27 protein-coding genes are annotated in these 22,157 nt (G+C 70.3%); 16 read left to right on the forward strand and 11 right to left on the reverse strand.

Translation table 11 applies throughout. The annotated features are described in order from the left end of the window. Positions 1–51: 51 nt before the first annotated feature. The 3 genes from F4560_RS37240 to F4560_RS37250 are packed head-to-tail and all read left to right on the forward strand — an operon-like array spanning position 52 to position 1,524. Entirely contained in the window at positions 52–939 is an 888-nt protein-coding gene (locus F4560_RS37240) for an SDR family NAD(P)-dependent oxidoreductase (RefSeq protein ID WP_184927759.1), read from the forward strand. Between the two features lie 55 nt (positions 940–994). After that, positions 995–1,168, forward strand: coding sequence for a type IV toxin-antitoxin system AbiEi family antitoxin domain-containing protein (locus F4560_RS37245; protein WP_184927760.1), 174 nt, complete (start codon positions 995–997; stop codon positions 1,166–1,168). Then, positions 1,150–1,524, forward strand: a complete 375-nt coding sequence (locus F4560_RS37250; protein ID WP_312869698.1) for a nucleotidyl transferase AbiEii/AbiGii toxin family protein — start codon at positions 1,150–1,152, stop codon at positions 1,522–1,524. The genes F4560_RS37245 and F4560_RS37250 overlap by 19 nt, the downstream gene beginning before the upstream one ends. Here F4560_RS37250 and F4560_RS37255 read toward each other — a convergent pair. After that, positions 1,483–2,040 (reverse strand): sugar O-acetyltransferase, encoded by a 558-nt coding sequence (locus F4560_RS37255; protein WP_184927762.1) that lies wholly within the window; start codon positions 2,038–2,040, stop codon positions 1,483–1,485. The two genes, F4560_RS37250 and F4560_RS37255, sit on opposite strands and share 42 nt — an antisense overlap. A gap of 135 nt (positions 2,041–2,175) precedes the next feature. Between F4560_RS37255 and F4560_RS37260 the strand changes: the two genes are divergently transcribed. Beyond that, complete coding sequence (locus F4560_RS37260) at positions 2,176–3,147, forward strand: hypothetical protein (RefSeq protein WP_184927763.1); 972 nt, start codon at positions 2,176–2,178, stop codon at positions 3,145–3,147. On the opposite strand, the gene F4560_RS37265 is transcribed toward F4560_RS37260, so the two are convergent. Both F4560_RS37265 and F4560_RS37270 read right to left on the reverse strand, forming a co-directional pair. Beyond that, positions 3,144–3,983, reverse strand: coding sequence for a chromosome partitioning protein ParB (locus F4560_RS37265; protein ID WP_184927764.1), 840 nt, complete (start codon positions 3,981–3,983; stop codon positions 3,144–3,146). The two genes, F4560_RS37260 and F4560_RS37265, sit on opposite strands and share 4 nt — an antisense overlap. 51 nt (positions 3,984–4,034) lie before the next feature. Further along, positions 4,035–4,703: a metallophosphoesterase family protein gene (locus tag F4560_RS37270; protein WP_184927765.1), complete on the reverse strand. Its 669-nt coding sequence runs from the start codon at positions 4,701–4,703 to the stop codon at positions 4,035–4,037. Between the two features lie 106 nt (positions 4,704–4,809). On the opposite strand from F4560_RS37270, the gene F4560_RS37275 reads away from it, so the two are divergent. After that, entirely contained in the window at positions 4,810–5,895 is a 1,086-nt protein-coding gene (locus tag F4560_RS37275) for a DUF2332 domain-containing protein (RefSeq protein ID WP_184927766.1), read from the forward strand. 135 nt (positions 5,896–6,030) lie between these two features. Here F4560_RS37275 and corA read toward each other — a convergent pair whose 3' ends face one another. After that, the gene (gene corA / locus F4560_RS37280; protein ID WP_184927767.1) at positions 6,031–7,110 is read right to left on the reverse strand and encodes a magnesium/cobalt transporter CorA; all 1,080 of its coding nucleotides are present in this window, start codon (positions 7,108–7,110) and stop codon (positions 6,031–6,033) included. Positions 7,111–7,399: 289 nt separating this feature from the next. On the opposite strand from corA, the gene F4560_RS37285 reads away from it, so the two are divergent. Together F4560_RS37285 and F4560_RS37290 are read left to right on the forward strand one after the other, a co-directional pair. Continuing rightward, on the forward strand, positions 7,400–7,906 hold the full coding sequence (locus F4560_RS37285; RefSeq protein ID WP_184927768.1) for a MaoC family dehydratase: 507 nt from the start codon (positions 7,400–7,402) through the stop codon (positions 7,904–7,906). Positions 7,907–7,974: 68 nt separating this feature from the next. Next, positions 7,975–9,060, forward strand: coding sequence for a DUF2332 domain-containing protein (locus tag F4560_RS37290; protein WP_184927769.1), 1,086 nt, complete (start codon positions 7,975–7,977; stop codon positions 9,058–9,060). Positions 9,061–9,087: 27 nt separating this feature from the next. Here F4560_RS37290 and F4560_RS37295 read toward each other — a convergent pair whose 3' ends face one another. Next, positions 9,088–9,501, reverse strand: coding sequence for an NUDIX hydrolase (locus tag F4560_RS37295; RefSeq protein WP_184927770.1), 414 nt, complete (start codon positions 9,499–9,501; stop codon positions 9,088–9,090). A gap of 143 nt (positions 9,502–9,644) precedes the next feature. Here F4560_RS37295 and F4560_RS37300 point away from each other — a divergent pair, with 143 nt between their 5' ends. The 5 genes from F4560_RS37300 (at position 9,645) to F4560_RS37320 (ending at position 12,554) form a co-directional block, all read left to right on the forward strand. After that, a complete protein-coding gene (locus F4560_RS37300) occupies positions 9,645–9,803 on the forward strand; it encodes a hypothetical protein (RefSeq protein ID WP_184927771.1) in 159 nt (52 codons plus the stop codon). Between the two features lie 38 nt (positions 9,804–9,841). Further along, positions 9,842–10,402 carry a PH domain-containing protein gene (locus tag F4560_RS37305; RefSeq protein WP_073896001.1) on the forward strand — a complete coding sequence of 187 codons (561 nt, stop codon included), beginning with the start codon at positions 9,842–9,844 and terminating at the stop codon, positions 10,400–10,402. A gap of 44 nt (positions 10,403–10,446) precedes the next feature. Beyond that, positions 10,447–11,304: a PHP domain-containing protein gene (locus F4560_RS37310; RefSeq protein WP_184927772.1), complete on the forward strand. Its 858-nt coding sequence runs from the start codon at positions 10,447–10,449 to the stop codon at positions 11,302–11,304. A 97-nt stretch (positions 11,305–11,401) separates the two neighbouring features. Further along, a complete protein-coding gene (locus tag F4560_RS37315) occupies positions 11,402–12,241 on the forward strand; it encodes a RecB family exonuclease (protein WP_312869699.1) in 840 nt (279 codons plus the stop codon). 10 nt (positions 12,242–12,251) lie between these two features. Further along, positions 12,252–12,554, forward strand: coding sequence for a hypothetical protein (locus F4560_RS37320; RefSeq protein WP_184927773.1), 303 nt, complete (start codon positions 12,252–12,254; stop codon positions 12,552–12,554). Between the two features lie 59 nt (positions 12,555–12,613). On the opposite strand, the gene F4560_RS37325 is transcribed toward F4560_RS37320, so the two are convergent. From F4560_RS37325 to F4560_RS37340, 4 genes are all read right to left on the reverse strand, one after another. Beyond that, on the reverse strand, positions 12,614–13,081 hold the full coding sequence (locus F4560_RS37325) for an RICIN domain-containing protein (RefSeq protein WP_184927774.1): 468 nt from the start codon (positions 13,079–13,081) through the stop codon (positions 12,614–12,616). Positions 13,082–13,311: 230 nt separating this feature from the next. Beyond that, positions 13,312–14,184, reverse strand: a complete 873-nt coding sequence (locus tag F4560_RS37330; RefSeq protein ID WP_184927775.1) for an alpha/beta fold hydrolase — start codon at positions 14,182–14,184, stop codon at positions 13,312–13,314. 98 nt (positions 14,185–14,282) lie between these two features. Next, positions 14,283–15,599, reverse strand: coding sequence for an Rv3212 family protein (locus tag F4560_RS37335; RefSeq protein ID WP_312869701.1), 1,317 nt, complete (start codon positions 15,597–15,599; stop codon positions 14,283–14,285). A gap of 578 nt (positions 15,600–16,177) precedes the next feature. Further along, positions 16,178–17,845, reverse strand: coding sequence for a DEAD/DEAH box helicase (locus tag F4560_RS37340; RefSeq protein WP_184929623.1), 1,668 nt, complete (start codon positions 17,843–17,845; stop codon positions 16,178–16,180). Positions 17,846–18,197: 352 nt separating this feature from the next. Here F4560_RS37340 and F4560_RS37345 point away from each other — a divergent pair, with 352 nt between their 5' ends. Next, positions 18,198–18,896 carry a ferritin-like fold-containing protein gene (locus tag F4560_RS37345; protein WP_184927777.1) on the forward strand — a complete coding sequence of 233 codons (699 nt, stop codon included), beginning with the start codon at positions 18,198–18,200 and terminating at the stop codon, positions 18,894–18,896. A 41-nt stretch (positions 18,897–18,937) separates the two neighbouring features. Next, positions 18,938–19,168, forward strand: a complete 231-nt coding sequence (locus F4560_RS37350; RefSeq protein WP_184927778.1) for a DUF3107 domain-containing protein — start codon at positions 18,938–18,940, stop codon at positions 19,166–19,168. A gap of 87 nt (positions 19,169–19,255) precedes the next feature. Here the strand turns inward: F4560_RS37350 and F4560_RS37355 are convergent, their stop codons facing one another. Both F4560_RS37355 and F4560_RS37360 read right to left on the reverse strand, forming a co-directional pair. Further along, positions 19,256–19,552 carry a DUF4873 domain-containing protein gene (locus F4560_RS37355; protein WP_184927779.1) on the reverse strand — a complete coding sequence of 99 codons (297 nt, stop codon included), beginning with the start codon at positions 19,550–19,552 and terminating at the stop codon, positions 19,256–19,258. Continuing rightward, positions 19,552–20,298 carry a TetR/AcrR family transcriptional regulator gene (locus F4560_RS37360; protein ID WP_184927780.1) on the reverse strand — a complete coding sequence of 249 codons (747 nt, stop codon included), beginning with the start codon at positions 20,296–20,298 and terminating at the stop codon, positions 19,552–19,554. The genes F4560_RS37355 and F4560_RS37360 overlap by 1 nt, the downstream gene beginning before the upstream one ends. A gap of 65 nt (positions 20,299–20,363) precedes the next feature. Here F4560_RS37360 and F4560_RS37365 point away from each other — a divergent pair, with 65 nt between their 5' ends. Both F4560_RS37365 and F4560_RS37370 read left to right on the forward strand, forming a co-directional pair. After that, complete coding sequence (locus F4560_RS37365) at positions 20,364–21,263, forward strand: AurF N-oxygenase family protein (RefSeq protein ID WP_184927781.1); 900 nt, start codon at positions 20,364–20,366, stop codon at positions 21,261–21,263. After that, entirely contained in the window at positions 21,236–22,141 is a 906-nt protein-coding gene (locus F4560_RS37370; protein ID WP_184927782.1) for an alpha/beta fold hydrolase, read from the forward strand. Before F4560_RS37365 ends, F4560_RS37370 begins: the two co-directional genes overlap by 28 nt. Positions 22,142–22,157 lie beyond the last annotated feature (16 nt).

Consider the following 22,157-nt stretch of genomic DNA (forward strand, 5'->3'; position numbering starts at 1 on the left):
CCGTAACGCGCCGGGGCAGGGGAATCCGCCGAGCACAGAGAAGAGCGCGAGATGGGGATTCTTGACGGCAAAGCAGTCGTGATCACCGGGGCGGGGCGAGGTCTCGGTGAGGCCTACGCGATGCACGCCGCGCAGGCGGGAGCGGCGGTCGTGGTGAACGACATCGACGCTGACCTGGCCGAACAGGTTGCCGAGCACATCCGGACCTACGGCGGACGCGCGGTGGCGAGCACGCACACGGTGGCGGATCCGAGCGAGGCCGAGAAGATCGTGGGAATGTGCCTGGCGGAGTACGGCCGGGTGGACGGGCTGGTCAACAACGCCGGGCTGAACTACGAGACCCTGCCCTGGGAGGACGATCCGGAATCGATCCGACGGATCGTCGAGGTCAACCTCCTGGGTGTCATATACACCGGAATGGCGGCGATGCGCGTGATGCGCGAGCAGCGTTCCGGTTCGATCGTGAACATTTCGTCCGGGGCGTTTCTCGGCCAGCGCAAACTCGCCACGTACGCGGCGACCAAGGGCGCGGTGACGTCGCTCAGCTCGTCGTGGGCGCTTGACCTGGAAGGGGAGAACATCCGGGTGAACGCGGTCTGCCCGGTCGCGCACACCCGGATGGTGTGGAAGTCGGAGCGTTCGCTGCGGGCCATCCCCGCCGACCGCACACCGGGCAAGGTCGCGCCGTTGGTGCTGTTCCTGCTCAGCGACGCGGCGGAAGGCATCACAGGGCAGATCATCCGGTGCAACGGGCGGCAGCTGCACCTCGTCGGCCATCCGTACTTCAAGCAGCCGATCCTGGAGAGCGACACGTGGGACTCCACCTCGGTGAAGCGCGCCTTCGACGGCGTCCTCCAGGCCCACCTCGAACCGTTCGGCCTGGAAAAGCGCATCCCACCGCGCCTGCGTGAACTGGTGGAGCCCGGCCAGACAGCCTGAGTACGCGTGGACAAGGGTGTCTCAGGGAACGACTGACCTTGCGACACTCTTGTCCGTGCCCCGGCTGGACGGCCTGCCGCCGACCTTCACCACAGCGACGGCGTTGCGCCTCGGACTGCACCGCCGGGACCTCTACCGGCTGCGGGACGACGGCGAGCTGAACGCCCAGGGCAGCCCGGCGTCGTTGTGCTCGGCTATCCCATCGACACCGTGCTCGCGGAGAAGCTGAGCACCGCGATCGAATTGGGCGAGGCGAACACGCGTGTGCGTGACTACGTGGACGTCTACACGCTGGTCGCTCGGAATGACCCGGACCGCGATGCCGTGCGCACGGCGTTGGGCGCGACGACCGCGCACCGAGGGGTGGAGGTCAGGCGGCTTTCCGAGGTGATCGGGGAATTGGCGGAGCGGCGGGATGGGGCGTACCGGGCGTTCAGGCGGCGGCTCGGCGGTGATGGTGACGGGCTGCCCGAGACGTTCGCCGAAGTGGTCGCCGTCGTCGTGGAGTTCGCCGACTCGCTGGTCGACGGCCCGCCTTCCCCCTCACAGCTCACGGATGACGCGGCAGGGGTTGCCGGCGGCTAGGGCGTGTGGGGGGAGGCTTCGGGTCACCACGCTGCCGGCGCCCACGACGGTGTTCTCGCCGATGGTCACGCCGGGGCAGACGATGACGCCGCCGGCGAGCCACACGTTGTCGCCGATCGTGATCGGGGCGGCGGTCTCCCAGCGTTGGCGGCGCTGTTCGTGGTCCTCGATCGGGTGAAGTGCGGTGAGGAGTTGGGCTCGTGGGCCGATGGAGACGTCGTTGCCGATGGCGATGGGGGCGCAGTCCATCAGGATCGCGTCGTAGTTGACGAAGCTGTTCGACCCGAGGGTGATCAGGCTCCCGTAGTCGCAGACGAACCGCGGCATGATCCAGGAACCCTCGCCGATCCCGCCCAGCAGCTCCCGCAGGACCTCCGCGCGGACGTCGTCCTCGTCGGCACGAGCCGCGTTGAAGCGGTCCAGCAGGCGACGGCAGTGGAGGCGTTCGGCCACCAGGTCCGGATCGTTGTCCCGGTACGGGAGCCCCGCGAGCATGCGCTGTTTGTGATCACCCACGCGTCCCGAGCGTAGCCGAAAACGCCTGGTCGGGCGGATTTCACCTGTTTGCCGACACCTCAACGGCGAAATCGCCGCTGATCACTCCTTCGGGTGATCGCCCGATCGTCGGACCCCCCTGCCACGATGCTGGACATGGGCGCACGCACACCCCGTGTCACGGACTGGCGACTGATCGTGCAGTCGCGGCTGGATCGCGTCCGCGCCGACCTGGCCGCCCTCGGACCGCCGGACCCGCTCGACCAGGAGAGCCAACAGTGGCGTGCGGTGGCGGAGCAGGAGGCCGCTGTCGTCGAGGACATGATCACGCGCGCCGAGTCGCGGTGGAGCGCGGTCGCGTCCTGGTGGTCCGGGTGGCACATCGAGCGCGCTTGGCGGTCGCTGCACGAAGCCGAGATCGCCGTGGTGGCGGCGGGCAACGGGTTCCTGGGGCGGCTGCCCGGCCTGAAAGCCCGCGTCGCGGAGAACCTGCCCGACGACGATCCGCGACGGGTCGCGCTGGAGGAGATGCGGCCGGGCGAGTACCCGCTGGCCATCGAACGCGAACTCGTGGTCGACGCGCTCCGGGCCGCCTTCGACGCGTCCGACTTCGCCCACGCCGGCTCGCGGGCACTGCGGAACAAGCTGATCGCGACCTCGGTGGTGCTGTTCGTGGTCAACACGGTCCTGGGCGTCATCGGCCTGGTCAAACCCGGTCTGATCCCGATGTGCGTCGGCTCGGAGAAGCTGCCCACGGTGTGCCCGTCGGGCAAGGGCGCGGCCGGGACGGACGTGTGGCTGGTCCAGGTGCTCGGCGCGTTCGGCGCGGTGCTGTCGGCCGTCGTGCTGCTCCTGCGGCGACGCCCCAGCCTGTCCCCGTACGTGATGGTCGGCTACCAGGCGCTGATCAAGGTGCTGCTCGGCGCGGCGCTCGCGGTGGTCGGCATCCTCGCCCTCGGCGCCGGTGTGACGACCGGCCTCATCGGCGTGGCCTCCCAGGCCGCCCTGCTGCTCTGGGCCGTCATCCTCGGCTACGGCCAGCAGATCGCGACACGCCTGCTCGACACCTACACCGATCGGGTCATGGACCAGGCCCGCCCGCTGCCCAAGCTGGAGAGCCCGCGCTAGCGGCGCGAACGGAGCGTCGAGATGACGTCCTGGTCCCACCGGTGCGTGCGGATCAGGCGGTAGCGCTCGGCCGCGACCCACATGTACGCCTCGGTCTCCGTCCGGTCGCCGACCAACTCCGCCTGCCGCAGCATCTCCACCACCGGCACGTACTCCTCCTCGTACCAGCGCTTGGCCACCGTCGCCCGGTCCAGGAACGCGCCCTCGTCCTGCATCAGCCGGAACCCCCAAGCCTCCACGTGCTCGCCCAGCTCCGCGTACTCCCACGGGTCCGACAACACCACCGCCGCCCGCGCCTCCCCGCCCAGCGGCACCCGTTCCAGGAACAGCCGCCGGTAGTCCTTCACGATCAGGTCGCCCCGGTACCGGATGCCGTGCGCCGGGATCCGCGTGACGACCTCCGTCACGTACGCGTCGATGACGTCCAGCCCCAACGCGTGCGCGACCGACACCCGGTGGTGCCCGTCGTGGACGAAGTGCAGGTCACCGACCCGGTACACCTCGATCGGCGGCACCGCCTCACCCCGCCGCTGGGCCAGCGCCAACCGCTGCCACCGCTCCCGGACCCGCGCCGACGTGGGCCGGAACCGGCGGTCGAAGTCACGGGTCCGGTCCACGCTGCCGACGATCGAGTCCAGTCGGATCGTCCGCAACCCCAGCCGCCGCTCGCTGAGCATCCCCAGCGACTCCACCACCTCGTGGAACGGCAGCATGATGTTCACGTCGTCCGGCTCCCGGCGCAGCCACGTCGACAGCCGCGACATCACCTGGCGGCGGCGGGCGCGCTGGAAGTCGTTCTCCGCGTCCGCTTTGGGGAAACCGGTGTCACGGCGCACCGCACTCCTCCGATCCGAGCCGATCCGAGCTGATCCGAGCTGATCCGAGCGCTAACCGGGGCGGTCACCAGGCGGGATGTCCAGCACCTTGTAGCCCACCACGTTGACCACACGCGTCGAGTCGAGCATCCGGTCTTCCTTCACGGCGCCGTGCGGGTGGATGTGCCCATGCAGCATCAACGGCGGACGCATGCGCCGCACGGCGTCGTGCAGGCACGCGAAGCCCCGATGCGGCGGATCGGGCTCGTCACCGCAGTCCAGCGGAGGGGAGTGGGTGAGCAGCACGTCCACCCCGCGCCCGTCGCGCAACCGCCGCCACCGCGCGGTCCGCACCACCCGCCGCGCCCGCCGTGCCTGCTGGCGCTCGGTCCACTGGTTCGGCCCGCCGCTGTACCGGATCGATCCACCAAGCCCGGCCACCCGCAACCCGGCCACGTCCACCACCCGCTCGTCCGCGTTCACACCGCCCGCCGGACCGGGCCACCGCGCCGGGATGCCCGCCTTGGTCCACAGGCCCCGGACCTTGGCAAATCCCGTCAGGTCGACGTCGTGGTTGCCCGGCACGAACACGCACGGCCGGTCGAGCGCGCTCGCCAGGAACTCCAGGTAGTCGAACGGCAGGTCGCCGGCCGCGACGATCAGGTCCACGCCGTGCCGGTGCACGCGGTCGCTCCACAGCTGCTCGACGACCTCGTCCGACACCGCGAGCACCTTCGGCATCCACCGAGCCTAGGCGCTGTCGCCGGGCGGGACATCTCGCCGAGGAAAGGGGTGAAAACGCCCTTCTCCTACTGCCGCACAAGGGAAATCGGGTTAGCGTCACGGTGTGCTCGCCGAGTTGTTCCTCGACGCGTCCCGCGCATGCCACGTCCACAGCCCGCTCACCCACTCCCTGCTGGTGTCGGCCGCCGACGACCTGGCGCGCGGGGGCGTCACCGCGCGGGTGATGGCGGGCGCCGAGTGCGACCGCCAAGGCACCGTGCCCGGACTCCGGTTCGCGGGCGCCCTGCACCGGCTGGTCCTGGAGGGGCGCGCGCCGACCCTCGCCAAGCACTACCCGACGGCCGGCGGCAGGCCCGACCTCGACACGCTGTGGGACGACGCCCTGCCGGTGCTGCACGAGCACACCGACGAGCTGCACGCCCTGGTCACGTCCACCGTCGTGCAGACGAACGAGCCGGGCCGCAGCGCGCCGCTGTTCGGCGGCCTCCAGACCGCCACCCACCTGGCCGCGATCGAGGCCGACCGGCGCGCCACGTTCCCGATCCGGCTGCTGGAGGTCGGCGCGTCCGGCGGCCTGAACCTCCGACCGCACCGCATCGCCTACCGCGCGGACGGCGTCACGTACGGCGACCGGCACAGCCCGTTCGTCCTCGACCCGAGGTGGACCGGCCGGCTACCGGTCGACTTCACCCACAACCTGCGCCTGGTCCGGCGGGCGGGCTGCGACGTGAACCCGGTGGACGTGTCCACAGAGGACGGGCGGCTGCACCTGTCGTCGTTCGTGTGGGCCGACCAGGTGGCCCGCTTCGAACGCCTCCAGACCGCCCTGGACCTGGCCCGACTCGACCCGGTCCCGGTCCAGCGGGCGACCGGCCCGGAGTGGCTGGCCGACCAGCTGGCCCGGCCGGAGCGAGACGTGCTGACCGTCGTCTGGCACTCGGTGGTCTGGCAGTACGCGTCACCCGCCGACCGGGCCATGGGCCGGGCCATCCTCGCCGACGCCGCCGCCCGTGCCACCCGGATGGCGCCGCTCGCCCTGCTCGTCTACGAGCCGCGGCGCACGCACATGGCGGACAAGTACGAGTTCCAGCTCCTGCTCAAGCTGTGGCCGGCGGGTGTCTCGCTGCGCCTGGGCACGGGTGTGGGCCACGGCATCCCGTTCTCATGGGACACCCAGCCCTGGAGCTAGCTCTCAGTGGCCGTTGGCGATGAGCACGGTGACTGTGGTGAGCCAGCCGAGCAGGAAGGTGAGAACCCAGAAGCGGGGGTTGGAGAACATTCTGGTCATGTCGGAACATCCCGTCGCGGGAAGGGGAAGGGGGACTCAGAGCCAGCGGTTGCGACGGAATATTCGGTACAGGGTGAGGCAGACGGTGATGATCACCGAGATCACCATGGGGTAGCCGTAGCGCCAGTGCGTCTCCGGCATGTGGTCGAAGTTCATGCCGTAGACGCCGACCACCATGGTTGGCACGGAGATGATCGCCACCCACGCGGCGAGCTTGCGCATGTCCGAGTTCTGCTGGAGCGTGATCTTCGCCAGCACCGCGTTGACCAGCGTGGTCAGCAGCTCGTCGAAGTTGATCACGCGCTCGGACACCTCGGTGAGGTGGTCGTCGACGTCGCGGAAGTACGAGCGCACGTGCTCCGGGATCAGCGGCGTGTAGCCCTCCGCGAGCCGGCGCAGCGGCACGGCCAGCGGCATCACCGCCCGGCGCAGCTCCAGCACCTCGCGCTTCATCAGGTAGATCTGGTCGGCGCTGACCCGGCTGCGCGGCTGGAAGACCAGCGCCTCCATCTGGTCGATGTCGTCCTCGATGTTGTCCGTCACGTCGAGGTAGTTGTCCACCACGTGGTCGGCGATCGAGTACAGCACCGCGGCCGGACCGCTGCGCAGCCGCTCGGTCTCCTCCTCCAGCTCGCGCCGCACCGCCGCGAGCCCTGAGTGGTTGCCGTGCCGCACCGTCACCACGAAGTCCCGGCCGAGGAAGACCATGATCTCGCCGCTCTCGACGATCTCGTTGGCCGTGTCCGGTGACGCGTTCTGGATGTACCGCACGGTCTTGAGCACCATGAAGAGCGTGTTGTCGTAACGCTCCAGCTTGGGCCGCTGGTGGGCGTGCACGGCGTCCTCGACGGCCAGCTCGTGCAGCCCGAACGTGTCCGCGACGCCCTGGATCTGCTCCTCGTCGGGCTCGTGCAGCCCGATCCAGACGAACCCGTCGCCGCGCTTGCGCACTTCCTCGACCGCGTCGGTGTGCGTCCAAAGCCCCGGCAGACGCGCGCCGTCGACGTAAACGCCGCAGTCCACCACGTACGCCGACGGCGACAGCGTGACCGGCGCCGACACGGGGCGTTCCGGGACGCGGCCTCTCAGGCCGCCGAGTGAGGGCAAGCTGGGCACAGGGTCCTCCAGGTGGGGAGCGTCGACTCGACAAACGACGACGGCACGTCCCCGACCGGTACCGCTGGGCCTAGCTGTGGAAAGCCGGCTCCCCGATGAGGACGCGCGAGGTACTCGCAGGATGGGGGTCGTTACTCATCGGTAGTCCTCACCTCCTCGGGTCGGCTGTCCGCGGCGGTGTAGTCGCTCACAGACCAGTTGCCGAGGGTACTACCCCGGTGCTCACACTGTCGTCCCGGTCGAAGGGGTCTTCGATCACACGGGGAACAGCCAGCCAACGGAGGCGTGCGTGCAGTTCGGGCGTTACTACGAGGAGTTCGAGGTCGGCGCGGTCTACAAGCACTGGCCCGGGAAGACGGTCACCGAGTACGACGACCACCTGTTCTGCCTGCTGACCATGAACCACCACCCGCTGCACATGGACGCGCACTACGCGGCGGAGACGACCGACTTCGGCAAGAACGTGGTCGTGGGCAACTACATCTACTCGCTGCTGCTGGGCATGTCCGTGCCGGACGTCTCGGGCAAGGCGATCGCGAACCTGGAGGTCGAGTCGCTCAAGCACATCAAGCCGACCTTCCACGGTGACACCATCTACGGTGAGACCGAAGTGCTGGACAAGACGCCGTCGAAGTCCAAGGACGACCGCGGCGTGGTCTACGTCGAGACCCGCGGGTACAAACAGGATGGAACGGTCGTCTGCGTGTTCCGCCGGAAGGTCATGGTGCCCAAGCGCTCCTACGGCGACGCACGCGGTGGAGAGCAGCCCGGCAGGCCCGAGCCTTCCACCGGCTGAGCCGGCAATCGACCAGGAGCTGGCTGAGCCGGCGATCGGACATCCCGCAATCGGACATAAGGAGTGAAGTGACCTCGCTGGATCTGGTGCGGCAACGACTGGCCGGGTTCGCCCAGCGGGAGGCGCACGGCGTTTCCCCGCTCTACGAGCACCTGGCTTCGCACGCCGCCGACGATCCGGAGGTCGCCGGTCTGCTGACCGCCGCCCCGGAGCGGTTCGCGCACGCGACCCTGCTCCTGGCGGCGGCGCACCGGCTGGTGCAGGCCGAGCCGTACCACGCGCTGTCGAACTACTACCCGTCCCTCGGCGGCACGTACGGCGCGGACGAGAACACGTGGTCGCTGTTCCGCGCCTTCGTGCTGGACCGGGCGGACAAGATGCGGGCGCTGATCTCCAATCGCAGCACCCAGACCAACGAGGTGCGCCGCGCCGCACTGCTCTACCCGGCGCTGGCGCAGGTCAAGGGGCCGGTCGGGCTGCTGGAGGTCGGCTGCTCGGCCGGTCTGCTGCTGGGGCTGGACCAGTACGGCTACCGCTACCAGACCGAGGAGGCCGGGCAGCTGGTCGCCGGACCGGCGAAGGCGGCGCTCGGGCTGCACTGCGCGTTGGAGGCGGCGCCCGGCGCGGAGCTGCCGAAGATCCCCAAGACGGTGAAGGTCGCGGCGAAGGTGGGGTTGGACCGGGCGCCCGCCGACCTGACCGACGAGGACACGTACGCGTGGCTCGAAGCGTGCGTGTGGGCGGACCAGCCGGAGCGGCTGCGGCTGTTCGGCGTGGCCGCGACCGTGCAGCGGAAGTCACCGCCGGAGTTCGTCGTCGGTGACGCGGTGGCTGACCTCGGCAAGGCCGCCGCACGCGTGCCGACGGACCTGCCGCTGGTGGTCCTGACCAGCAACGTCCTGCCGTACGTGCCGGGGGAGGAGTTCGTCCGGGCGCTGCGGGCGCTGGACCGGCCGGTGTGGTGGTTGAGCCACGAGGGGTACGCGGCGGGGCTGGTCCACGTCCTGCCGGGCCGGGACGACCTGCGGCCCGGCCCGGACGAGCAGGCGTTCGGCGTCGTGGGGCTGGTCCGGTTCGAGGACGGCGAGGTGCGGTCGGCGCGGGCGTTGGGCAAGACGGCGCCGCACGGTCAGCGGTTGACCTGGTTGCCGTGATCGTGTCGCCTGATCGGGCGAAGTTGATCAGCTCCGGGGTAGTTGATCCCACGCCTTGAGGGTGTCGTGGAGCATCTCGACCAGTGGAAGTGTGGCCAAGATCGCAGCGTCGGCCCAGCAGGCATCCGATGCGTCGTCCCCCGCTCGGAGCACGCCGGATCGCACCTGGCAGGCGTAGTCGTGGATCTCGTACCGGCCCCGTGGCGCCGGACGGGTGACGGTGCCGATCAGCGCCCCCACTGTCACGGAGAGTCCGGTTTCCTCCAGGAGTTCCCGCACAATTGCGGTCTCGTCGGACTCGCCGTGCTCGACTCGGCCACCTGGCAAGGACCACAGTCCCTCACCTGGGGGATTGCCGCGACGCACGAGCAGCAGTCGCCCGTTCGAGTCATGCGCGATGCCCCCGACGCAGCGGATCGCGGGCTCCCGTTCGGCCGTCACGATCACGAAGCGTAGTCACACCGGGTTGGCGGTGCAGCACGCTGACCCAAGTGCGGTACAAATCTCCCGACGTGTCGCGGAGTGCGGTACAACGGTTTTCACTGGCGCCAAACGGGTGCGGTAGCGAACGGGAGTTGATCACCGTGAATCTGAAGAAGATTCTCACTTTCGCCGGGGTCGGCTTGGTCCTGTTCTTCCTCATCGCGGAACCTGAGCAAGCGGCCGGACTGGTGCACAACATCCTCGACACCCTCCGGACGGCTGCTGAGGCGCTCATCACCTTCGTGAAACAATTGTTCTGAGTCGCCCGACTCCTCCCCCACGGCGAGAGGTCGCAGGCATGTTCGCACCACGTGACCCCGACGAGTACCTGCTCCCCACGGAGCGTCGGGTCATCCGGGTACGCAGGCACTGGAGCAGTCTGCTCTGGGATCTCCTCGAAGCAGGCGCTCTGCTGGCCGGCGCGATGATGATCTCGTACCTGCTGCCGGACAACGCGGGGATCATCCAGAACATCCTCTGGTACGCCTCGCTGTTCGTGCTGCTCAGGCTGGCCTACTTCGTCATGGAGTGGTGGGTGGAGCGGATCGTCGTCACCGACAAGAGGTTCATGATCTCCTCCGGGGTGTTCGAGACCAAGGTCGCGATGATGCCGATCAGCAAGGTCACCGACCTGACCTACGAGCGCTCGGTGCTCGGGCGCATGTTCGGCTTCGGCACCCTGGTCGTCGAGTCGGCCGGTCAGATCCAGGCGTTGAACCGGATCGAGTACCTGCCGAACCCCGAGGAGGTCTACGACGCCATCTCGGAGTTGACCTTCGGTGACAAGAAGGCCCAGGCGGAGCGGTTCTCGATGATCAAGGCGCAGCGGGCGGCCCGCGGCAAGAAGATGGTGCCGTAGGGCGGGCGGCGAGTGGGCGGAGTGCCGTAGTAGAGACTGGCGGGGTGCGCATCGACCTGCACACCCACTCGACCGAGTCCGACGGCACCGACACGCCCGCGGAGTTGGTGGCGGCTGCCGCCGCTGCCGGCTTGAGCGCGGTCGCGCTCACCGACCACGACACCGCCGCCGGCTGGGCGGAGGCGGCCGACGCGCTGCCACCCGGCTTGAAGCTGGTGCGTGGCGCGGAGCTGTCCTGCGCGTCCGACGACGGCCGGGGTCGGGTCATCACCGTCCACCTGCTCGCCTACCTGTACGACCCCACCTCGCCGGCGTTGGTGGAGGAGCAGTTGCGGCTGCGCCTCGAACGACGGCACCGGCTGCGCCGGATGGCGGAGCGGATGGTCGAGGACGGCTTTCCGATCGACCCGGACGAGCTGATGGCGGCCATGCCGACCGACGCGCCCGCCGGACGTCCGCACCTGGCCATGGCGTTGATCCGGGCCGGTGTGGTGAGCACGGTGAACGAGGCGTTCGCCCGCTACCTGACCGGCGGCCGGTACTACGTGCCGCGGACCGACACGCCCGTGGCGCGGGCCATCGAGATGATCACCGAAGCGGGCGGGGTGACGGTGCTCGCGCACCCTTTCGCGGTGTCCCGAGGGCCGATCGTCACCGACGAGGTGGTGGCGGACCTGGCGGGCCTCGGGTTGGCCGGCGTCGAGGTGGACCACCCGGACCACGACCTCCCGACCAGGGTGCGGCTGCGCCGGCTGGCGGGGGAGTTGGGGCTGCTGCCCACCGGGTCCAGCGACTACCACGGCACGAACAAGACGGTGCGGCTCGGCGCGGAGACCACGTCACCGGAGGTCTTGGACGCCCTGGCGGATCGGGCAACCGGGTGCAAGATCCTCGTCGGGTGAACGCGAGGTCGCGTCGATCGACCTCCAGGCGACCGAGCCCGCCGTCTGCGGAGCAGCGGCCTCCAGCACTGTCGGTGGGCATCGGTAGCTTGAACCCGTGCAGGAACAGTTGGGGTTCGACTTCGGCGCGATGCCGAAGAAGCTGGTGCGGGTGACGCCGGCGAAGCTCGCCACGTGGGCCGACTGCCCGCGTCGGTTTCGCATGGCCTACCTCGACCGGCCGTCGCCGCCGCGCGGTGGGGCGTGGGCGCACAACACCCTCGGCGCGGTCGTGCACAACGCGTTGAAGGCGCTGTTCGACCTGCCCGTCCAGCGGCGCACCCCGGAGCAGGCCGTGGCGCTGCTGCACCGGCAGTGGAAGAACGAGGGCTTCAAGGACGCCGAGCAGGCGGGCGTCTACCGCGATCGGGCGGTCGGGTGGGTGCGCGACTACGTCACCGAGATCGACACGTCCATCGAGCCGGTCGGCATCGAGCGGTGGGTGTCCACGCCGACGTCCAAGATCGTCGCCGAGGGCCGGGTCGACCGGATCGACCTGCGCGACGGCGAGCTGGTGATCGTCGACTACAAGACCGGGCGGCACGCGCTGACCGTGGACGACGCGCGGGGTTCGCAGGCGTTGGCGCTGTACGCGCTGGCGGCGCGGCGGACGTTGCGCAAGCCGTGCCACCGGGTGGAGCTGCACCACCTGCCGTCGGGCTCCGTGGCGGTGTGGGAGCACACCGAGGAGAGCCTGGCGCGGCACGTGACGCGAGCCGAGGAGGCGGCGGACGAGTTGGCGCTGGCCACCGACACCCTCGCCGCGGGCGGCGACCCGGAGATCCTGTTCCCGCCGCGCACCGGGAACCAGTGCACGTGGTGCGACTTCCGGCGTTCCTGCCCTGAGGGTCAGCGGGCGTCACCCGCGATCGACCCGTGGGCGTTGCTCGCGCCGTAGAGTTGGCCGGGTGACGATCGTGGACAGCGGACCCGAACCACGCCTGGCGAGGCTGTGGCGCGGCGTCAGCGGCGCACTGGCCGTCGGCTTGGTGCTGTTGGCGTTGGTGATGATCGGCGTGCAGATCTACGCCGGCGCCCGTGACCTGCCGGGCCCGGGGTTCGACGTGGTGGCGGGTCATGTGGCGGCGGCTGTCGCGGCGGTGGTGGCCCAGGTGGTCGCGGACCGTCGCAAGGGCTGGCTGGTGGCCGTGTGCGGGCTGGCGGTCGTGCTGCTGGTGGTGGTGACGCTGTGGGTGTTCTGGTGGGCGTGACCTCGCGCTGACCGGGCACGTCGGCAGAACGCGCCTGCCGACGTGCCCAGCGGCCGTCGTCAGTAGCGGATGTACCAGCGCTGGTCGCTCCGGTCGGGGTCGCAGTCCCTCAGGAGCAGCTGCCTCTTGGAACCGTCGTGCGTGACGCACAGCCCGGTCTCGTAGAGTTCGATCATCGTGGCATTGGGCTGGTCCAGGCCGAGCCACCGCTGGTCGGCGTAGCCGGTGCAGCGCCTGCCCACGACCTGGTCGTTCTCCGCGGTCGCGCAGAGTTTGTCCCGTTCACTCCTGAGCATGGTGCCGTCGCCGGAGACCTCCCACATCTGGTTCGCCCCCCCGTGGTTCGGATAGGCGATGACCGGATAGCCGTCCCAATTGGACTGGTCCCACACATCGCCCGGCCGGGTCACGCTCTCGATCATGACCACGTGTTGTCGGGCGTCGGCCTGGTCGGCGATGGCCGTCGGCGCGATCACCAGTGCCGAGGCCGCCACGAGGGTGGCGGTGAGCACTCGTCGGAACGTCATTTGCCTTCCCTTTCCCTGTCGGTGTTCGGGTGCACCCTCAAGTAGAAGCGCCCAACTGGGCTGCGAGCAGCGAAAACACCCATCGATGGAGGCAAATGACACGGTCAGGCGAGCTGACGTCGCGCCGGTCACATGGCGTGGGCGAGGACCCCCGACGACGCGCACGATGATCGTCCGAGTGACGCCGATGGCCGGACGTCGCGGTGGTGAACCCGTGAACCCGTCGCCGGTCAGCTGAGCCAGGCGCGCCAGGTCGGCAGGAGCGTGGCCAGCAGGGCGTCCGGGGCCTCGGTGTTCGGTGAGTGCATCACGCCGGACAGCACGGCGAAGTCGGCGTCCAGGCGTTCGGCCATGTCCCGCTGGCTCGCCGCGGACCAGGAGTCGTCGAACTCACCGCACACCACCAGGCACGGGATGCCGGACGAGCGCGCGACGCGGGCCAGTTTGGCGACCAGGTCCGGTTCCGTGCGCAGCGCCTCGCCCATGCCGAGCAGGCCGACGGGCGACGAGCGGACGAACCGCTCGTGGTAGAAGTCCTTGAGTTCCTGCGGGATGAGCTGCCAGCGCGGGTTCAGCGCATGGCGGGCCTCGTGGACCTGCTGTGACGCTTCGACGCCCTGTTCGCGGAGCACGATCTCGCCGTAGTCGAGGGCGGTGCGGCCTTCGCCGGGCGGCAGTTCGGACGGGCCGGACGCGAGGAGGGTCAGCCCCGCCACGGGCGCGCCGGCCAGCACCGCGCCGCGGGCGACGAGTCCACCGAACGAGTGACCCAGCAGCAGCACGCGCCTGCCTTCGGTGGTCAGCTTCGCGACCAGGTCGGCGATCACCGTGCCGAGGACGGCGGGCCGGTAGTCGGATTCCACCATCGGGCCGACCGACTCGTACTGGCCGGGCAGGTCGACGGCGACGACCTCGATGCCGGCGTCGGCGATCGGGTCGATCAGCGGGGCGAAGTCCTCTTTGGATCCGGTGTAGCCGGGTACGAGGAGTGCGGTGGCGCCGAGGTCGAGTCCGGCGGCGGGCGCGCGGAGGGCGGCGATCGGGCCGTGCCGACCGGGCAGGTCCACGCGTTCCGCGCGGTGCGGGCTGAACTGCGAGTGCACGTCTCGCAGTCTGCCCCACCGGCCGCGCGGGCGCTGGCGCCTTACCGCAGTGCTCGCTTGGTGTTCACCGGGCTTCGCGGTGTGCCGCTCTTGGCCTCTTACCGGAGTGCGACGAGCGTGTCGCCGCGCTGCTCCAGCACGATCGGCCCTTCGGTGGCCATCTCGATCGGCCCGGTGTAGCCGTCGCGGTTGACCGGGATCGCGCCGACTTCCTGGCCGGTGACCTGGTCGAGCACCTTCAGCCCGTCCGCGACCGGCAGCAGCAGGTGGCCGGCGAGCGTGGTGCCCGGGCCGCGGGTGTCGTCAGCGGTCCACAGCGGGTTCAGCTCGACCGGCGACAGCGCGATCGTCTTCGACCCGGTGAACCAGTAGATGTTCGCGGTGCTGGTGAAGGTCGACGCCACCCGGCCGGGCGGGTCGCCCGCGAGTTCGTCGGCGCTGACGTCGACCGGGTACGTCGCCACGAGTGAGCCGGTGTCCGCGTCGAACACCACGATCCGGCCCGGCACGGCCACCGCGACCCGGGTCGCCGTCACCGCGATCACCCGGCTGTTCTTCTCGCCGGTGACCGTGGTGCTGATGACCTGCGGTTCGTCGGACTTCTCCGGGTTCGGCTTGAGCACCGTGATGCGGTCCGACGGGTCCAGCGCGGGGCAGCGCTCGATCAGCGCGATCTTGCCGCCGGTGACCGCGAAGGAGCCGTACGTGCAGCCGGTGCGGGGCTGCTTGTTGGGGTTCACGATGGCGCGCAGCGTGCCGTACTCCAGCGAGCGGACCAGGTCGTCGCGGCGGTAGACCTCGACGAAGTCCTCGCCGGTGGTGAGCACGTGCGAGCCCTCGTTCAGCAGGCGGGTGCCGGGTTCGGCGTCGCCGTTGCGCTGCGGGCCGCGCTTGCCGGAGCCGATTTCAAGGGTGGTGACCTCGGAGCAGTTGGTCCCCTTGGTGTGCACCGCGAACACCCGGCCCCAGGCCGCGGTGACGGTGCACAGGGGCCAGTCGCGGGAGTAGCGCCAGCGGACTTCGCCGCTCAGCGCGTCGCGGCCGACGACCTCGCCACCGTCGCCGGTGACGACGACCGAGTCGAGGTTCACCGGGACGGGCGTCGCGTCGCTGGGCGCGCGCCAACTCTCGGACAGCGACGGCGGCATCGTGGTGACCGGGATCAGCGGGGTGACCTCGGCCGGGCCGGTCTGGCTGACGGTGTTGCGGGCGTCACTGGTGAGCCACAGGAGCAGGCTCGCCACCAGCACCCCGACCAGGACCAGGGCGAGGCCGATGAAATCGCCCCTGGTGCGCCACGACCGGGCCGGCAGCGGTTCCGGGGTGTCGTCGTCCCGCGGCTCGACGGGCTCTGCCAGGACGTCCTCGTCCAGCATGACCTGCCCGTTCGACTCCGCCTGTTCCGGCTGGCCCACTGCCCGGCTCCCGATGGTCGGTGATCTATCGCGTTCGTCTGGCGACATGCTGCCACCACGGGGAAGAGGTCGGTGTGAGGCGGCGGCGGGTTCTGCTTCGGGCTCGCCGTCGCCGCGTGTCATCGCCCGTGTCGTCGTGCCATCCGCCGGGTGCCATCGCCCCCGTGTCGTCGTCCGTGTCGTCGTCCCGCGCGGTGGTCCCCGCGCGGTGGTGCCGGCGTGGCCGTCGTGCGTGGTCGTCGTGCGTGGTCGTCACGCGTGGTTGTCCGGGGTGGTCGTCCCGCGTGGTCGCCCCGTCCCGGCCGGGTCCCTGGTGCCGACCCGGCGGGTGGGTCGGGTTCAGGAGTAGCGGCGGGGTGGTTCGGGGCGCCTCGTTCTAACCGAGGTACGAGAACAGTGTTTCCGTACATTTTCGGGCCATGATCACCCGAAAGTGTGGGCACCGGGCCAGGCAGCGCTCGGATCCGCGCTGCCCACCACGACGACTGTTCCGCACCAGTGTTCCGTACCTGACCAGTGTTCCGTACTCGCCCGTACTCGGCGATCTTTCCCACGCGATCTGGCCTGCGCGATGTTCCCTACTCGGCGGAAGCGGGCTCGCCCGACTCGCCGTTGCCCGTCGTGCGCCTACGCCTGCGCCTGCGCGGACGGTCGCCCTCGGCCGTCGACGGCTCGGACGACGACGCCTCGGCAGAGGCCGGCGCACCGGCGGTCACGTCGGCCGACGCCTCGGACGGCTGACCGCCCTCGGGTGCCACACCCGCACGGCTCCGCCTGCGCCTGCGCGGACGGGTGCCGCCTTCCTCGCCCGAACCCGAGCCCGTGGTGCTGCTACTGCTGCCGGCGCTGGAACTCGTCTCCGGCGCGGGCGCGGCGTCGCCGCCTGCCCGACCGGTGCGCTTGCGCTTGCGGGTCTTCTTGTCGCCCTTGAGGTTCTCCTCCGGCTCGGCGCCCAGGCCCGCGCGCGTGCGCTGACCCATCGGCAACCGCCCGGACGAACCGGACGGGATGTCCAGCTCGGCGAACAGGTGGTCCGACGTCGAGTACGTCTCCACCGGCTCCGGCTTGCCCAGGTTGAGCGTGTCGCTGATCAGCTTCCAGCGCGGCATCTCGTCCCAGTCCACCAGCGTGACCGCGACACCCGTGCGCCCCGCGCGACCCGTGCGGCCGATGCGGTGCACGTAGGTCTTCTCGTCCTCGGGGCACTGGTAGTTGATTACGTGCGTGACGCCCTCGACGTCGATGCCGCGGGCCGCCACGTCGGTGGCCACCAGCACGTCGATCTTGCCCGAGCGGAACGCCCGCAGCGCCTGCTCACGCGCGCCCTGCCCGAGGTCGCCGTGCACCGCCGCCGCCGCGAAACCGCGCTCGACCAGGTCGTCCGCCACCTTCTGCGCGGTGCGCTTGGTGCGGGTGAAGACCATCGACAGACCGCGCTCACGGGCCTGCAACGCGCGGGCCAGCAGCTCCAGCTTGTCGAGCGCGTGCGCCCGGTAGACGAACTGCTCGGTGCGCTCGTGGATCGCGCCCGCGTCGTTCTCCTCGGCCCGCACGTGCGTGGGCTGGTTGAGGAACGTCCGCGCCAGCGTGATGATCGGGCCGGGCATGGTCGCCGAGAACAGCATGGTCTGCCGCTCGTCCGGCACCATGCGCAGGATCCGCTCGATGTCCGGCAGGAAGCCCAGGTCCAACATCTCGTCGGCCTCGTCCAGCACCAGGTTGCGCACCTTGCCGAGCACCAGGTGGCGCTGTTCGGCCAGGTCCAGCAACCGGCCCGGCGTGCCGACGACCACGTCGACGCCCTTGCGGAGCGCCGCGATCTGCGGCTCGTACGGCCGGCCGCCGTAGATGGCCAGCACGCGCACGTTGAGGTGCTTCGCCGCGTCCGTCAGGTCGTGGGTGACCTGGAGGCACAGCTCACGCGTCGGGACGACGACGAGCGCCTGCGGCGTGCCGTCACCGGGCACGATGATCCGCTGGAGCAGCGGCACGCCGAAGCCCAGGGTCTTGCCCATGCCGGTGCGGGCCTGGCCGATGACGTCGTCGCCGGCCAGCGCCAGCGGGAGCGTCAACTCCTGGATGGCGAACGTGCGGTGGATGCCCGCCTCGGCCAGGGAGCGCACGATCTCCTCGCGCACACCCAGCTCGGCGAACGTTGGGGATTCGTTCTTGACCGGGGCGTCGGCCACGAGCGGGTGCGAGGTGTCCTCTTCGGGCACACCCGCCTCGCTGTGCTCCAAGGCCACCGGGTCGATATGTGTCTCTTCGTTCGTCGCGGTCAGGGTGATCGCCTCTCTCGTACCAGCGCGCACGGCCTGTACGGGCCGCTCGACCGCGTCCACCGCCACTCGGCCGTCGCAAGGGGCCGGGCGGGTGTCGCGGGAGGGCCAGCGAGGTATGCGCGCACCCTCTCCTGGCGGCACGGTGCCGCCGCAGTTCAGCCTTCGGCACCGCTGCGAGCCCCCACTGGGCCGCGCCGCGCCGGGCGTCAACTATCGAGTCTACCCGCCGCTTGGTCCGATCGTGCTGGAACGCGAGGTCGACTGCGGTTTCGCGTGCCTGGGGTGTAGCGCAGGACACGCGACTAGGCTCGTGGGCATGAGCGACCCAGGAGTGGATCGAGCGGCGGCTCAGGCGGTTGCGGTGGGTGGGGAAGGCCCGTTGGCCGAGGGCATCGTGGACCTGCTGGGCGCGCTCGCGTACGGCGAGCTGTCGGCGTTCGACCGGATGGCCGAGGACGCCCGCAGTGCTCCCACGCTGGCCGGACGGGCCGCGTTGGCGCAGATGGCCGCGGCCGAGATCGGGCACTACGCGCTGCTGGAGCGGTACCTGGGCGACCGCGGCCACTCGATCGAGGAGGCCATGCGGCCGTTCGCCGTCGGGTTCGACGCGTTCCACGCTTCCACCGCGCCGCGGTCGTGGTCGGAATCGCTGGTCAAGGCGTACGTCGGGGACGCGCTGGCGGCGGACTTCTACCGCGAGGTCGCCGAGTGGCTGGACGAGCCGACCAAGGAGCTGGTGCTCGCGGTGCTGGCCGACACGGGGCACTCCGCGTTCGCCGAGCGCGAAGTCCGGGCCGCCTGCGCCGCCGATCCGACGTTGCGCGACCGGCTCACGTTGTGGGGTCGCCGGCTGCTCGGCGAGGCGTTGACGCAGGCCCAGTACGTGGTCGCGGAACGGGACGGGCTGGCCGAGCTGATCGTGCGCGGCTCGGGCGACCTGGCGGGCATCGCGGCGCTGTTCCGCCGGCTGCAACAGAGCCACACGAGGCGCATGACGGTGCTCGGGCTCGGCTAGGGTTGGGTTTCGAAAGCATTCAACGCCGCACGGAGGTCAGCGTGGAGGTCAGGGTCGGGATCGCGGACAGCCCGCGGGAGCTCGTGGTGTCCAGCGGGCTCACCCCCGAAGAGGTCGAGTCGCAGGTCGCGGACGCGCTGAAGGCGGGCACGGGGCAGCTCGTGCTGGTCGACCAGAAGGGCGCCCGCTACGTGGTGCCCGCGGCGCGCATCGCGTACGTGGAGATCGGTCCGAGCGACGCCCGTCGGGTCGGTTTCGTCTCCGGCGACTGAGCGTCCGAGCGGCCGGGCGAGCGCGGCTCTCCGGAACACGGGAAGGGGCACCCGATCGGGTGCCCCTTCCGCATTTCTCGCCCTTGGTCAGCCGACCGTGAACGGCGGGGTCGAGATCCCCGCCACCCGGTAGCGCGACCAGGGATCGCGGTCGGTCAGCGATCCGGTCGCCGTGCCGTCGGGGGTGCGCAGCAGCGCGGTCCGCGCACCGCCCTCCACCAGCTCGGTGACCTGCTCGTTGGCGCCGACCCGGCCGTACCAGTGGTAACGGCCGTCAATGGGCTGGAAGTAGCCGCGCAGCTCGACGTCCACCGGCACCTCCCGCTCGTCGAACACCAGCACGGCGGTGCCCGTGTACCCGTCCTCGTGGTGTTCCTCGGACATCAGGCCTCCTCGGCGTCTGCATCGGGGTCGACGAGCCGCAGGCGGGGCTCGTCCAGGGGAACGGCTCCCGGGAAGTCCATGGTCAGCGGCGCGTCCGGGTCGAGTTCCACGCCCGCGGAGCGGAGCAGTCCGTCGATGGCGTGCCAGATGATCGTGGTCAGGTAGCCGCTCAGGCTGGCCCGCGTCATCGACTGCCGGTCCAGCCACCAGTCGCCCGCGTTCTGCACCATGCCGACCAGCGCGTGCGCCCACGGCTCGGCGCCGCCGGAGTCCATCCCGAACCCGCGCAGGTAGTCGCCGAGCAGCCGGGCCAGGGCCGCCGCGATGAGCTGCTTGTCCTGGTCGACCACGTCCTGCTCGACCGGCCGGTCGGTGAACGACTTGCGCACCACGAACCGGTACAGGTTGGGGTGCTCCTCGATCACCGACAGGTACGCGTCGACGATGCGCTTGATCCGGACGCGGAGCGGGCCTTCCTCCGCGATTGCCGGGCCGAGCCGGTCCATCAGCATCTCGGTGCCGCGCTGACCGACCGCGAGGTACAGGTCGGACTTGTCGGCGAAGTGCCGGTACAGCACCGGTTTGCTGACGCCCGCCTCGGCGGCGATCTCGTCCATGCCCACGTCCGCGCCGTGCTTGGCGACCGCGCGGACGGTGGCCTCCACGAACTCGGCGCGCCGCGCCTCGCGGTGTCCCTTCCACCGCTCGCGGCGTGCGTCCGTCCCGCCCTTGACAGTTCGTGCCATGTCACGCACGCTACCAGAAGTAACCGTTACCTCAAGTTACACATACTGAACCGGGGAGGGACCCGATGACCAGGACCTTGAAGGTCGCGGATCGTGAGAAGACCGCGGAACGCCTGCTCAACTCCTCGGCCGACAAGTTCTACGACCCGGACGTGGACATCGACTGGTCCGCGCCTCTGGTGGACGGCCTGCGGTACACCCCCGAGCACCGGTGCTCGCTCTACGGCACCGAGCTGTGGGACCGGATGAGCCCGGAGCAGCGGATCGATCTCTCGCGGCACGAGGTCGCCAGCATCGCCAGCGTCGGCCTGTGGTTCGAGATCCTGCTGATGCAGATGCTGCTGAAGGAGGTCTACCGCTCCGACCCGACGACCAAGCACGCGCAGTACGCGCTGACCGAGATCGCCGACGAGTGCCGGCACTCCACCATGTTCGCGCGGATGGTCGAACGGATCGGCTGCCCGGCCTACGGACCCAGCCGGCGCGTCTACCACCTGGGCAAACTGCTGCCGGTGATCGGCTACGGGCCCGCGCTGTACGGGTCGATCCTGGTCGCCGAAGAGGTCCTGGACCGGTTGCAGCGCGAGGCGATGGTCGACGAGACCGTGCAGCCGCTGGTGCGCATGGTCAACCGGATCCACGTGCTCGAAGAGGCCCGGCACGTGCGGTTCGCCCGCGAAGAGGTCGTCCGGGGCATGGAGAAGCTGACCAAGAAGGAGATGGCCTACCAGCGGTGGCTCATCGCGACGACGGCGATGTTCATCACCCGCTCGATCGTCAACCCGGAGGTCTACGCGGCCGTCGGGCTGGACAAGGACGAGGCGCACAAGGCGGCGGTGACGAACCCGAACTGGCAGGAGACGATCCGCTGGTCGGGTGAGCGGATCATGAAGTTCCTGGACGAGGTGGACCTGGTGGGCAAGCCGGGGATGCGGGCATGGCGTCGGTCGTTCCTGCTCGGGTGAGCGGCCGGGCGGACGCGCCATGGGCGGTGGACCACCGGTTCGTGACGTCGGACGGCACGGCGCTGCACGTCGTGGACACCGGGCCGCGGGACGCGGAGCTGACGACCGTGCTGCTGCACGGCTGGACGTTGGACCACACGTCGTGGGACCTGGTGGCCGAAGGGCTGCCGGGCCGGGTGCTGCGGTACGACCACCGGGGTCACGGCGGGTCGGGGCACGCGCCGGCCGGGTCGGCCACCATCGCGCGGTGCGCGGACGACCTGGCCGAGCTGATCGAGGCACGGGTGCCGACCGGGCGGATCGTGCTGGCCGGGCACTCGATGGGCGGCATGACGATCATGGCGTTGGCCGAGCAGCACCCCTCGCTGCTCGACCGCGTCGCAGGCGTCGTCCTGGTCGCCACCTCTTCGGGTGAACTTGCCGGGTCGACGCTGGGGCTGCCGATCGCGGTGGGCCGGGCGGTCACGGCGGGGGAGAAGGCGGTCAACCGGCGGATCGCGCGGCTGCGGCGGGCGGAGCTGCTGCGCCGGACGGAGATCGCGCGGCCGGGGGTCAGGTGGCTGCTGTTCGGCAAGCGGCCGTCGTGGCGGCACGTCGCGGCGACGGCCGGGATGGTCGGCCGGTGCCACCCGGTGAGCATGGTCGGGTTCCGCGACTCGCTGGACCTGCACGACCGGCGCAAGGCGCTGGCCGAGTTCGCCCACGTCCCGGCGGTGGTGCTGGCGGGCGCGGAGGACAGGCTCACGCCGTTGTCGCACGCCAGGGTGCTCGCGGAGGAGCTGCCGCACGCCGAGCTGGTGATCTACCTGGGCGCCGGCCACATGCTGCCCTTCGAGAGGGCGGGGGAAGTCACAGCACACGTTCGCGCATTGCTGTGACTACGAAATGGGGGCC

This window comes from Saccharothrix ecbatanensis (assembly GCF_014205015.1).
GTDB classification, from domain to species: Bacteria; Actinomycetota; Actinomycetes; order Mycobacteriales; family Pseudonocardiaceae; genus Actinosynnema; species Actinosynnema ecbatanense.